Origin of the sequence: Polaromonas sp. YR568, assembly GCF_900116715.1 — a bacterium.
Lineage (GTDB): Bacteria > Pseudomonadota > Gammaproteobacteria > Burkholderiales > Burkholderiaceae_C > Polaromonas.
Genome location: NZ_FPBM01000018.1, coordinates 24,545 through 35,665, shown reverse-complemented (window position 1 = coordinate 35,665; position 11,121 = coordinate 24,545). Strand labels below are relative to the sequence as shown.

Below are 11,121 nucleotides of genomic sequence, written 5' to 3'. Positions count from 1 at the left end.
CTCTGCGCTCCTCGGCCCAGCCAGGACGGGGCAATCGGGAACGGGGACAAATACCAACAAGGACTCGCCGTGGCGAGTCCTTGTTTCTTCAGGTATTCGGTATTTGTATTCGGCTGTTTGGCTGTTCGGTATTCCTTCTCCCACCCCTTCTGTATGCACCGAGGAGCGGAGGGCCAGACGGATAAGGGCAAAAACTTGTTTGAGCGCAGCGAGTTGTTTTTGACCCCGTCTGGACCGAGCACCGCAGGCTGCCCGCAGCGAAGCGGAGGGACGCAGACAGTAGGGTCGCCTTTCTTTTGCTTACTTTTCTTTGGCGAAGCAAAGAAAAGTGAGTTGCCGCCGGGCAACCCCGGCCAGCCACGCTCAGCAGAGTAAGCGCCCATCAAACAAGAGCAGAAATAGGGGAATGGGGAAAAGGAATTACCCCTTCACAACCTTCACCGGCCTCGTCCAATTAGTCAAACTAATCTGCTTACCCCGAGCCACACTAAGCGCCCCAGGAGGCGTACTCTTCGTGATGGTGGACCCACCGCCAACAGTCCCACCCGCACCGATGGTCACAGGCGCCACTAGCACACAGTTACTCCCAATATGCACATCAGCCTCAATCACCGTGCGGTGTTTGTTGGCGCCGTCGTAGTTCGCCGTGATGCTCCCCGCACCATAGTTCACCCGCTCCCCCACAGTAGCGTCACCCAGATAAGCCAGGTGATTGGCCTTGGCTCCCTTAGCCAGGATCGCATTTTTGACTTCAACGAAATTGCCGATATGCACTTCAGCCCCCAGTTGCGCACCAGGCCGCAGGCGGGCAAAGGGACCGATCAGCGCACCCTCACCAACTTCCACGCCCAGCTTTTCGCCGTCAATGTGAGTGAAGGGATGAATCACCGCGCCGGCAGCGATAGAGCAGTTGGCGAGCATGCAATTCGCACCAATGCGCACACCGTCGCCCAGCGTCACCGCACCTTCAAACACGCAGTTCACATCGATCTCGACATCCTGGCCGCAGCGGAGCGTGCCGCGCACATCGAGCCGCGCCGGGTCGGCCAGGCGAACGCCCTGCTCCATCAGGGCCACAGCGCCGCGGCTTTGGTGCACGCGTTCCAGCTCGGCCAGTTGCACAGGGCTGTTCACGCCGGCCACCTGGGCGGCGTCGGTGATCTGGTGGGCAACTACGGCTACGCCGTCAGCGACCGCAAACTTCACGATGTCGGTGAGGTAGTACTCGCCTTGCGCGTTCTTGTTGTCCAGCCGGGCCAGCCAGGCGCGCAGGAGGCGGGTGGGCACGGCCATGATGCCGCTGTAAATTTCACGGATCTCGCGCTGGGCGACGCTGGCGTCTTTGTGTTCGACGATGGCGCGCACCTGGGCTGAGGCTTCGGTGCCGGCCCTCACGATGCGGCCGTAGCCGGTGGGGTCATTCATGCTCAAAGTGAGCAGCGCCAGGCGCTGGCCGTCGCACTGGGCGATCAGTGCTTCCAACGTAGCGGCCTGGGTCAGCGGCACATCGCCCGAGAGCACCAGCGTGACGCCGTCGTCAGCCAGCAGCGGCAGCGCCTGCTGCACGGCGTGGCCGGTGCCCAGTTGCGGCTCCTGGCGCGCGAACTTCAGGTCCAGCTTTGAATCCGACCCCGCAGCGGCTTGCGTAAAGCGGGTGCAGGCGGCTTCAACGGCGTCTGCGCCGTGGCCGGTGATAACGACCGCCTTGCGCGCCGACACCGACGCGGCGCATTCGATGACATGCGCCAGCAAAGCCTTCCCGCCCAGCCGGTGCAGGACTTTGGGTAAGCTGCTCTTCATCCGCGTGCCTTTGCCTGCGGCCATGATGACGACATCAATTGGGGTTGCCATGAAATTTCCTCTGGATCTTGGTCTGTTGACGCGTTCCCCGGCTGCCGGGGCTGCCGCGGGACGCTGTACCCGGATTATCGGCGTGCTGGGCGCCCTGGCGCTGGCCGTGGGCTTGCAGGGCTGCAGCGTGATGAAAATCGCCTACAACCAGGCGGCCGAGCTGGCTTACTGGCACCTGGACGGCCACTTCGACTTCACCGACGCGCAGACCCTGCAGGTCAAGGCCGACCTGAACAAGCTGCAGGCCTGGCACCGGCAGACCCAGCTGCCCGCTTACATCGAGACGCTGCAAAAACTGCGGCAGCAAATACCGGCCGACATGGATGCAGCAGCCGCCTGCGCGCTATATGCGGACGTGCGCGGCAAGCTGATTGCCGTGTCCAACCGCGCCGAGCCGGCCGTGGTGGCCCTGGTCGGAACGCTCAACGCCGACCAGTTGGTCAAACTCGAGGCCCGCTTTGCCAAGGGCAATACCGAGTACCGCGAAGACTTTCTGGACGGCAGCCCCAAGGCGCGGCGCGACAAGCGCTACAAGCAAGCGGTTTCGCGCGCCGAGATGCTTTACGGCAACCTGGAGCACAAACAGCTGGCAGTGATTGGGCACCGGATAGACAACTCGCACTTCAGCGCGGCAGTGTCTTATGAAGAAAAGGTGCGGCGCCAGCAGGACGCCCTGCAAACCATGCGCCCCCTGGTGGCGGGCCAGAGTACGCCGGAGAAAACACAGGTGGCCATGAAGGGGCTGTTTGAGCGCACGCTCAATTCACCCGACCCGGCTTACCGTGTTTACATGGACAAGCTGACGCAAGATGCCTGCGCCGGCTTTGCGGAACTGCACAACAGCACCACACACGCCCAGCGCAGCAAGGCGGTGGAAACGCTGTTGAAGTATGAGCAGGACTTCAGGACGCTGCACCTGCAGAAGTCCTGAGATCAGCGCTTTTATTGGCCGGGCGCCTTGGAGTGCGACTTGCCTTCTTCCTCGGCCTTCTTCAGCTCCGCCGCCTGTGCGGGTGAATCAGGCTTGGCCGCCTTGGCGTCGGATTCGACGTCGGCGTTTTTCAGATAAGACTTGATGTTGTCCTGGTAGTCGCGGCTACCTTCGTAGCTGCCTTCGCCCATCTGGCCTGCGGGGCGGTCGGACGGCTGGGAGGACTGCGATTTGCGCGGCTGGAATTCCCGCGAGCCGCTGCTTTGCTGCTGCTGGCGGTCTACGAAACGGCGGGGTTGCTGCTGCAGCCGCGAGCGGTTGGCGGTGTCCATGCGGGTCTCCTTGGGGGGCTTTTCTGGCGGTGGATCCGGAAAAATCCGGAACAGAGGAGCACCTTAAGGGCCGGCCCAGGGCGGCCGTGTCATCCGCCCCAAGGCCTTGTTGTCAGCGCCCGCCTACGCCTTTGGTTCAAGTGCCCAAGTGGCCAAGTGGCCGCAGCGCTTTACAGCAGGGGCACTTGCGGCGGTGGCGTGTCGTAAAAGTCGGCAATGCGCTCCAGCGCGCGGGTATTGAGCAGCCGCAGCTTGCCGTTTTCGATCTCGTGCAGGCCCAGCTGGCGCAGGCGCCGCAAGGTCTTGTTGGTATGCACCAGCGACAGCCCCAGCGCGTCGGCAATGTGCTGCTGGTTGATGGGAAATTCGATCTGCCCGCCTTCAGCCATGCCCACACGCTCCAGCCGCCGAAAGAGGTGCATCAGCAGCATGGCCACGCGCTCGGTGGCGTTGCGCCGGCCGGCGGTGAGCAGGTGGTCGTCGACCATGCCTTCCTCGCGCGCGGCCAGCCAGGTGACGTCATAACCCAGGCTGGGGTGGTTGCGGAACAGCTCCCACAGCCCGTCGCGCGGGAATACGCACAGGCTCACGTCCGTCACCGCCTCGATGCCGTGCATGGCGCCGTCGGCAAACTTTTGCTGCAAGCCGATGAAGTCGCCCGGCAGCAAGAAATTGAGGATCTGCCGGCGGCCGTCGCTCAGCGTCTTGTAGCGAAAGCCCCAGCCCGAGTAGAGCGTGAAGAGTTTGCCGTTGGGTTTTTGCTCGTGCAGGATGGTGTCGCCGGCGTTCACCTGCGAGATGCCGGTGCGAAAGGCTTCGATGAATTTGAGCTCTTCCGCCTTGACCGGCATGAAGGCGCCGGTCTTGCGTAAGCCACATGCATTACAACGTGGCGGGCAGATGGCGGATGTTGGCGTCGGTATGCTCATGGAAGGAATCTATTAGAACCTGTTCACGGCCATTTGCCTGTGTCTTTTGACATTGTGGAGTACGCAGGGCGCCGTTACATTCGCCGCACATGACAAAAATAAGCACCACCCTGTACGAGATTCTTTATGTGAGCACGCTGGCGCCCGAGGCGCCGCTGAGCGTGGTGGGCGACATCGCGGCCAAGGCCCGCATCGCCAATGCACAGCACGACATCACCGGCCTGCTGATCTTTGACGGCATGCGCTTTTGCCAGCAGCTTGAAGGCGGCCAGAAGCAGGTGCTGGCGCTGCTGGAGCGTATCCGCCAGGACACCCGCCATATCAACATGCAAATCCTGCACCACGGCGAGCTGGCGCTGCGGCGTTTTCGCAACTTCAGCCTGGGTTACTGCATGGTCGAGGACGACGACGTGCTGGAACGCATGGAACGGCTGGACGGGCAGGCCGCGCTGGATGCCTTCAGCGGACTGCTGACGCAACTCGACCTGGACGCCTGAGCTTCAGCCCTGCAGCGCTGCCCACATCTCTTTATCGCGCTCCGCCGTCCAGATGCGCGGATTCTTGATGCCGCTGGCTTCGTCGAACGCGCGGCTCACGTCAAAGGGCAGGCAGTGCTCATAAATAAAGACATGGCCGAAGACCGGGTCCATGCTTTTGCGGGTGTGGTCCATCGCGGCCTTGAGGTCCATGCCGGCGGCGGCGGCTTCCTTGCCGGCTTTGTAGAGCGTTTCGACCCAGCGCTTGGTGTAGTCGAGCGCCTTGTTGACGTTGGCCGCGCCCTTCATGGCCTCTCCGCGGCCGGGCACGATGGCTTCGGCCTTCAGCGCGCGCAGGGCTTCCAGCGTGGCGGGCCATTCTTCCAGCTGGGCGTCGCCGGTGTAAACGCCGGCTTCGTACTCGACCAGGTCGCCTGAAAACAGCACTTTTTCTTCTTCAATCCAGGCAATGGTGTCGCCGCGCGTGTGGCCGGGGCCCGGGTGCCAGACCTGCACCTTGACGCCGCCCAGGTCCAGCACCAGCTTGCCGGGCACTTCACCCTTCACCGGATTGCCGCCGTCAATCACCAGCGTAGGCCAGGTCAGGCCCGGCACGCTTTCGGCGTTGCGGAAAAGACGCGGAAAGCGCTCCATCTCGCTTTGCATGTCCTGCGCGCCGCGCTCGACGATCAACTCATAGGTGCCGCGGCTGGCGATCACTTCCGTCGCGCCCTCGGCCGCGTAAGCACTGGCGCCCAGCACGCGCACCGCGTGGTAGTGCGTCAGCAGCACGTACTTGATGGGTTTGTCGCTCACGGTGCGGATGCGGGCGATCAAATCCTGCGCCATGGCAGGCGTGGCGGTCGCGTCACTCACCATGATGAATTTGTCGCCGATGATCACGCCGGAATTCGGGTCGCCCTCAGCCGTGTAGGCCCAGCAATGCGCGCTGAGCTGCTCAAAGGTGATGGTTTTGTCCGTGAGGTCGGACTGCGAGGCAAAGGCTTTGGACATCGGGGCTTCCTGGTGTTGTCGGGCCTGCGGGCGGGTCGCCGGCAGGGTCTTGGCATTTTACTTAAACGTAATGCATTACGGATTGTTGAACCGCAGACCCAGGAAGACTTCAACAGACTGAGCCTGGCTTCCGGGTTTTTAGCGTGTCGCGCTGGTCAGCCAGTCAGCCGCCCGGCGCGCCAGCGCCTCCAGCGGCTCATCGCCTTCCAGCGTCAACACGCCAGGTTCGGCCGACGGGTCCTGCAGGGCTTCAAACTGGCTGGCCACCAGGCTGGGCGGATAGAAGTGGCCGGGCCGCACCGACACGCGCCGCAGGGACTCCGCCTGGCTGATGGCCAGGTGCACAAACTGCAGACCTTGCGTGGCCTGGCGCAGGCTGTCGCGGTAGGCCGCTTTGAGCGCCGAGCAGGTCAGCACCACGCCGGCCGGGTGGCGCGCCAGTTCGGCGCCCAGCTGCCGCAGCCAGTCGGCGCGGTCTTCGTCGGTGAGGGCGATGCCTTGCTGCATCTTGCGGATGTTGCCGGTCGGGTGAAAGTCGTCGCCCTCAATCAGCGGCAGCGCCAGCTGGTCGGCCACCAGGCGCCCCACGGCCGACTTGCCGCAGCCGGCCACACCCATGACCACCACGCGCACGGGCGGCGCGGCAAGGGAATCGGCGGCGGCGGGTGCGGGGCTGGGCGAAACAGGGGGCATGGTCAAATTATCGCGGCCCGCCGGGGCTTTGCGCGCGGGGTGATGGAATTCAGTGAGGCGCGCCAAAACCCCGGCCCTGTGCGATTTGATGCGCATTTGCTATCGTGGCGGCATGGCCTCACCCCATTCACCCCACAACGATTTTGCGATGTACTGCTGCGAGCTTTTGTCGGGCGTGGGGCCCTGTACGGCCAGACGCATGTTTGGCGGCTACGGCATCAGCACCTCGGGCCTGACGCTGGCGCTGGTGGCCGACCTGGGCAGCGGCGACAAGCTGTGGCTCAAAGGCGACGCGGAAACACGCAGCCTGTATGAAGCCCAGGGCTGCGAGCGTTTTACCTATGAGATGACGCGCAACGGCGTCACCGCGCCGCACAGCCTGAACTACTACGCGGCGCCTGAGGAGGCGATGGAGTCGCCCGCCGTGATGCTGCCGTGGGCGCGTGTGGCGCTGGACTGCGCGCTGAGGGCGCGGGCGGCCAAGGCTCCCAGGAAACCCAAAGCGCCGAAAACAGTCAAGAAGATCACGGCGAAGAAAACCGCAAAGACGCCGATCGCCAAAACAGCCAAGGCCAAGCCAGCCAAGCCCCGCGCCAAGCGCCCATAAAAAAACCCGCAACCTTGCGGTCGCGGGTTAAGAGGTTTTCCCGGAGCAAAAAACTGGCGACTAACTACCTGCGCTTAAACCAGGTTGGACATGGCCAGCACGTTGTAGTTGTGCGGGTGCCGGCGCTGGTCGTCCTTGAAGGTGTCAAAGTCGTGGCCGGTGACGTGGGGCCGGGCGCGGGCGGTGACAAACACCACGGCGACGGGCGTCAGCACCGCTTCCAGCGCGGCGGCGGCGCCCATGGCCAGCCCGCGGGCCAGGCGGCCCAGTGCGCCGGCGGCGAGACCAAAGGCGGCGCGCAGGTCAACCAGGGGCTGCATCACGCCGGCGCGCCAGCCTGAGGGCTCTTTCATCTCGGTCACTTCGGCGCAAGCCGTTGCCGGCTCCCAGCTGAAATACGCAGACGCAGCGTGCCCGGCGCTGAAGGACTCCATCACCAGCGACTCACCCGCCCGCAGAGAAAGGCTTTCGCCCCGGCCGAGGAAATAGTCGCCGGCGCGGACATGGATGTCCTGGCTGGCAAAGTCGAAGGTGGCCCAGACCCGGCCATGCGCAATTCGCAACACGCCGGCCTGCGAGGCACGCAGTGTCAGCGCCCGGCCCGCGCCCAGCTTCCAGAAGCCCGCCAGGCCGGCCACGTGGCCGTTGGTGGCATCTGAAGCCTGTTGCAAGAAACGATCTCCTGAGAGGTGAGCTGCGTGGTCCATGGTGTTCTCCAAAAAGGGCATGAAGTGAGTGATGAGGGTTGAATCATCTCGCTGCGGGCTTGCACAGTCCAATGAAATCGCGGTAAGCTATTGATTCCATAATCGCATCAATCAATCAGGCCCGAATTGCCCTAATTACGTCTTTTCAGCCCCACACTGTCATGCTCCATTCACAAACCCACCTCCGCTCCCGGCCGATCTCCGCCGGCCAGCTGCGCGCCTTTGAGGCCGTCGCCCGCCACCTCAACTTCCGCGCCGCCTCGGAGGAACTGGCCCTCACCCAGTCGGCCGTTAGCCGCCAGATCCAGGGCCTGGAAGAAGACGTGGGCGTGAGCCTCTTCCATCGCCACACCCGGGCCGTGGAACTCACCACCGCCGGCGGAATCCTGCTGCGGGCCGTCACACCCTCGCTGGAGCGCATCGACAACGCGGTGCGGCAGATACGCCAGACCGCCGGGCGCAAGAGCGTGTCGCTCACTACTTTTGCGTCTTTTGCCTCGATGTGGCTGATTCCGCGGCTGGAGGGCTTTCAGCGCGACAACCCCGACATCGACATCCGGATTGATGCGTCGGACGTGGCAGTCGACCTGGACATTTCGGACCTGGACCTGGCCTTGCGCTATGCCCCCGCCAGCCACATGCCGCCGCATGCGATACGCCTGTTCGGCGAGCAGATCACTCCGGTGATCAGCCCCTGGCTGCTCAAAAGCGGCCCGAAGCTGAAAAAGCCCGACGACCTGGCGCAGTTCACCCTGATCGAGGCGGGCGATGCCCACCAGACGCACCTGGAATGGCTGACCTGGCGGCGCTGGCTGGACGAGCACGCCAGCGCCAAGCTGGAGGCCAAGCGCTGGCTGTACTTCAACTACGCCTACCAGATGGTGCAGGCCACGCTGACGGGCCAGGGCGTGGTGCTGGCGCGGCTGCCGCTGATCGCCGAAAGCCTGGCCTCAGGCGACCTGGTGGAGCCCCTGCCGCAAACACGCATGGAGTCGCCCATGAGTTACTGGCTGATCGTCGGCCCACGCAACGTGGCGCGGCCCGAGGTGCTGGCGTTTTGCGACTGGCTCAAAAGTCAGGCGGCGCAAACGCGTGAGGCGATTGGGGATGTGCCGGATCCGGATACGGTGGATAGCCTCGATTAGTCCTGTCTTACGCCCTCTTCCCCTGAGAGAGGGAGCTGGAGGCGTATATCAGGCCGCGCCGCGCTTGAGCAGTCGCCCGGCACGCGCCTGCACTTTGGCGTTCGCCGCGTCGGCATCACCAGCCACATAAGCCAGCTCGCCATTGACGAACACTTTCTCGATGCCTTCCGACAGTGCGATCGGGTCTTCATACGTCGCCACGTCGCGCACGCGGGCCGGGTCCAGCACCACCACGTCGGCGTGCCAGCCGGGCTGCAGCTGGCCGCGCTGGTGCAGGCGGAAGTTGCGGGCTGACATGCCGGTCATCTTGTAGATGGCGGTTTCGAGGGAGAAGAGTTTTTGCTCGCGCCAGTAGCGCGCCAGCACGCGCGGGAAGGCGCCCCACAGGCGCGGGTGCGGGTGCTGGTCGTGCGGCAGGCCGTCGGAGCCGATCATGGTGAGCGGATGGGCGATGACGCGTTTGACGTCGTCTTCGTGCATCTGGAAGTAGCAGGCGCCGCCGGGTTGCAGGCGGCGGCAGGCTTCTTTTTGCTCCACACCCCACTCGTCGGCAATGGAGGCCAGCGTGCGGCCCGTCATTTCGGGGTGCGGGGTGGACCAGCTCACCAGGATGTCGATCACGCCGTCGACCAGGTCTTCACGCAGCACGGTGGAGCCGGCGATGTAGGGGTAGACGTCCATGGCCACGGGCTGACGCGCGGCCAGTGATTCGATCAGCGGCAGCGTCTGTTTTGTGCGGCCCCAGTTGGCGGGCCCGGCGCATTTGTGGTGCGACACGATGAGCGGCACGCCGGCGCTGAAGGCGGTGTCGCCGGCTTCATGCAGGGCTTCGATAATGGTGGCCATCTCGTCGCGCAGGTGCGTGCTGTAGACGCCGCCAAAGCGCGACACCACGCGGGCCAGAGCCACCACCTCGTCAGCGGGCGCGGCAAAGGCGGGTTCGTAAAACAGGCCAGAAGACATACCGGCCGCGCCGCCTTCCATGCATTTCTCTAGCAAAGCACACATGGCGTCGACTTCCGCCGGCGTGGCCGCGCGGGTCAGGTCATCCATGCAGGCAAAACGCAAGGTGGTGTGGCCTATCAGCACGGCGACATTGACAGCCGGTTGCGCGGCAATCACCGCACGCTCATACGCGTCGACGGAGTCAAAACGGAAGGAGTCGGCGCCCAGCAGATTCAGCGGCGGCTCGGGTTGCTTGACCACAAAAGGCGCGAGTGAAATGCCGCAGTTGCCCGTGACCACCGTGGTGATGCCTTGCGAGACCTTGGGCAGCATCTCGGGGTGGTTGAGCACGATGGCATCGTCATGCGTGTGCACATCGACAAAACCCGGCGTGATGGCCAGGCCCGTGCAGTCCACGCGCGTCACATCACTTTGCGCCACACCGTCGGGCAACTTGCCCCACAGGCCCGGGCCCACGGCGGCGATGCGGTCGCCTACCAGCAGCACATCACCGACCGATCCGGCATTGCCCGTTCCATCAATCACCAAGCCGTTTTCCAGCAGCGTCGCACGCGTCATTTGATCTTGCTTTCGTTCACGGCGGCCACGGTGTCCCAATCGAGTTTCGGATAGTGGCGCATGTCTACGCCGCGGGTGCTGAGCACATCGCGCACGCCACCCAGGCGTTTGACGGCCCGGTCGCCCAGGCGCTGGGCCACCAGCACGGTGAGGATTTCAATCACGGTCAAATGCACCAGGTAGGCCTCGGTGCCCACATGCATCACCGGGTCGTCGGGCACATGGATGCCCAGCACAATGTCGGCGCGCTTGGCGAGCTCGGTGCCCTGCTGCGTCAGCGCGATCACGGTCGCGCCTTGTGACTGGGCGACTTCAACCGCTTCGAGCAGCGAAGGCATGCCCCCCACGTGTGAGATCGCAAACACCACGCCCTGCGGGCTGATGGTGGCGGCGGACACCAGCTGCAAGTGGATGTCCAGGTAGGCATTCGACACCAGGCCCAGCCTGAAGAGCCGCGCCTGCATGTCCGACGCCATAAAGCTGGAGGTCACGCCCACGCTGTAGCAGTCGATGCGGCTGGCGCGCGCGATGGCGTTGGCCGCGGTTTCCACGGCCTTGATGTTGAGCTGGGCCTGCACGCCGCTCACGGCGGTGGCAGCGCCCTTGATGACTTTGGAGATGACTTCTTCGGTGTTGTCGTGCAGTTGCACACGGCGGTGCAGCGGCGAGCCGCTGACGGCCATTTCCTGCGCCAGCGCGAGCTTGAACTCGCGCAGGCCGGGGTAACCCAGATCGCGGCAGGTGCGCATGATGGTGGGCACCGAGCTGCCGGCGCGCTGCGCCAGCTGTTCAAAACTTTCGTCCAGCACACGCTGGGGGTCCTGCAGGATCAACTCCAGCACGCTGCGCCGCGAGGTGGGCGCGCTGGCGATGGTGTCGGCAATTTTGGCAAGAACTTGAGAGGTCATGAGT

General features: G+C 64.1%; 12 protein-coding genes. 4 read left to right on the top strand and 8 right to left on the bottom strand.

What is annotated here, in order from left to right; all coding sequences use genetic code 11:
• Positions 1–420 precede the first annotated feature (420 nt).
• The gene (gene glmU, locus BM408_RS22340) at positions 421–1,851 is read right to left on the bottom strand and encodes a bifunctional UDP-N-acetylglucosamine diphosphorylase/glucosamine-1-phosphate N-acetyltransferase GlmU (RefSeq protein WP_092132880.1); all 1,431 of its coding nucleotides are present in this window, start codon (positions 1,849–1,851) and stop codon (positions 421–423) included.
• Between glmU and BM408_RS22335 the strand changes: the two genes are divergently transcribed.
• Entirely contained in the window at positions 1,850–2,782 is a 933-nt protein-coding gene (locus tag BM408_RS22335; protein WP_254774917.1) for a DUF6279 family lipoprotein, read from the top strand. The genes glmU and BM408_RS22335 overlap by 2 nt on opposite strands.
• An 11-nt stretch (positions 2,783–2,793) precedes the next feature.
• On the opposite strand, the gene BM408_RS22330 is transcribed toward BM408_RS22335, so the two are convergent.
• Both BM408_RS22330 and BM408_RS22325 read right to left on the bottom strand, forming a co-directional pair.
• Positions 2,794–3,114 (bottom strand): hypothetical protein, encoded by a 321-nt coding sequence (locus BM408_RS22330; protein WP_092132878.1) that lies wholly within the window; start codon positions 3,112–3,114, stop codon positions 2,794–2,796.
• A gap of 170 nt (positions 3,115–3,284) precedes the next feature.
• Positions 3,285–4,043, bottom strand: coding sequence for a Crp/Fnr family transcriptional regulator (locus tag BM408_RS22325; RefSeq protein ID WP_092132876.1), 759 nt, complete (start codon positions 4,041–4,043; stop codon positions 3,285–3,287).
• An 89-nt stretch (positions 4,044–4,132) separates the two neighbouring features.
• Between BM408_RS22325 and BM408_RS22320 the strand changes: the two genes are divergently transcribed.
• On the top strand, positions 4,133–4,540 hold the full coding sequence (locus BM408_RS22320) for a BLUF domain-containing protein (RefSeq protein ID WP_092132875.1): 408 nt from the start codon (positions 4,133–4,135) through the stop codon (positions 4,538–4,540).
• Between the two features lie 3 nt (positions 4,541–4,543).
• Here the strand turns inward: BM408_RS22320 and BM408_RS22315 are convergent, their stop codons facing one another.
• The gene (locus tag BM408_RS22315) at positions 4,544–5,533 is read right to left on the bottom strand and encodes an MBL fold metallo-hydrolase (RefSeq protein WP_092132873.1); all 990 of its coding nucleotides are present in this window, start codon (positions 5,531–5,533) and stop codon (positions 4,544–4,546) included.
• A gap of 138 nt (positions 5,534–5,671) precedes the next feature.
• On the bottom strand, positions 5,672–6,226 hold the full coding sequence (locus tag BM408_RS22310) for a gluconokinase (RefSeq protein ID WP_092132881.1): 555 nt from the start codon (positions 6,224–6,226) through the stop codon (positions 5,672–5,674).
• Between the two features lie 112 nt (positions 6,227–6,338).
• Here BM408_RS22310 and BM408_RS22305 point away from each other — a divergent pair, with 112 nt between their 5' ends.
• Positions 6,339–6,833: a TfoX/Sxy family protein gene (locus BM408_RS22305; protein ID WP_254774916.1), complete on the top strand. Its 495-nt coding sequence runs from the start codon at positions 6,339–6,341 to the stop codon at positions 6,831–6,833.
• 74 nt (positions 6,834–6,907) lie between these two features.
• Here the strand turns inward: BM408_RS22305 and BM408_RS22300 are convergent, their stop codons facing one another.
• Positions 6,908–7,540: a DUF2917 domain-containing protein gene (locus BM408_RS22300; protein WP_175541878.1), complete on the bottom strand. Its 633-nt coding sequence runs from the start codon at positions 7,538–7,540 to the stop codon at positions 6,908–6,910.
• 161 nt (positions 7,541–7,701) lie between these two features.
• Here BM408_RS22300 and BM408_RS22295 point away from each other — a divergent pair, with 161 nt between their 5' ends.
• Positions 7,702–8,685, top strand: a complete 984-nt coding sequence (locus BM408_RS22295) for a LysR substrate-binding domain-containing protein (RefSeq protein WP_092132868.1) — start codon at positions 7,702–7,704, stop codon at positions 8,683–8,685.
• A gap of 48 nt (positions 8,686–8,733) precedes the next feature.
• Here BM408_RS22295 and BM408_RS22290 read toward each other — a convergent pair whose 3' ends face one another.
• Together BM408_RS22290 and BM408_RS22285 are read right to left on the bottom strand one after the other, a co-directional pair.
• Positions 8,734–10,209, bottom strand: coding sequence for an N-acyl-D-amino-acid deacylase family protein (locus tag BM408_RS22290; protein ID WP_092132867.1), 1,476 nt, complete (start codon positions 10,207–10,209; stop codon positions 8,734–8,736).
• Positions 10,206–11,117, bottom strand: coding sequence for a MurR/RpiR family transcriptional regulator (locus tag BM408_RS22285; protein ID WP_092132865.1), 912 nt, complete (start codon positions 11,115–11,117; stop codon positions 10,206–10,208). The genes BM408_RS22290 and BM408_RS22285 overlap by 4 nt, the downstream gene beginning before the upstream one ends.
• Positions 11,118–11,121 lie beyond the last annotated feature (4 nt).

What these genes read in the sequence shown, in the direction of transcription:
- BM408_RS22335 (WP_254774917.1), top strand. Translation starts at nt 1,850, where the DNA reads ATGAAATTTCCTCTGGATCTTGGTCTGTTGACGCGTTCCCCGGCTGCC.
- glmU (WP_092132880.1), bottom strand. Translation starts at nt 1,851, where the DNA reads ATGGCAACCCCAATTGATGTCGTCATCATGGCCGCAGGCAAAGGCACG.
- BM408_RS22325 (WP_092132876.1), bottom strand. Translation starts at nt 4,043, where the DNA reads ATGAGCATACCGACGCCAACATCCGCCATCTGCCCGCCACGTTGTAAT.
- BM408_RS22310 (WP_092132881.1), bottom strand. Translation starts at nt 6,226, where the DNA reads ATGCCCCCTGTTTCGCCCAGCCCCGCACCCGCCGCCGCCGATTCCCTT.
- BM408_RS22330 (WP_092132878.1), bottom strand. Translation starts at nt 3,114, where the DNA reads ATGGACACCGCCAACCGCTCGCGGCTGCAGCAGCAACCCCGCCGTTTC.
- BM408_RS22290 (WP_092132867.1), bottom strand. Translation starts at nt 10,209, where the DNA reads ATGACGCGTGCGACGCTGCTGGAAAACGGCTTGGTGATTGATGGAACG.
- BM408_RS22295 (WP_092132868.1), top strand. Translation starts at nt 7,702, where the DNA reads ATGCTCCATTCACAAACCCACCTCCGCTCCCGGCCGATCTCCGCCGGC.
- BM408_RS22300 (WP_175541878.1), bottom strand. Translation starts at nt 7,540, where the DNA reads ATGGACCACGCAGCTCACCTCTCAGGAGATCGTTTCTTGCAACAGGCT.
- BM408_RS22305 (WP_254774916.1), top strand. Translation starts at nt 6,339, where the DNA reads ATGGCCTCACCCCATTCACCCCACAACGATTTTGCGATGTACTGCTGC.
- BM408_RS22285 (WP_092132865.1), bottom strand. Translation starts at nt 11,117, where the DNA reads ATGACCTCTCAAGTTCTTGCCAAAATTGCCGACACCATCGCCAGCGCG.
- BM408_RS22315 (WP_092132873.1), bottom strand. Translation starts at nt 5,533, where the DNA reads ATGTCCAAAGCCTTTGCCTCGCAGTCCGACCTCACGGACAAAACCATC.
- BM408_RS22320 (WP_092132875.1), top strand. Translation starts at nt 4,133, where the DNA reads ATGACAAAAATAAGCACCACCCTGTACGAGATTCTTTATGTGAGCACG.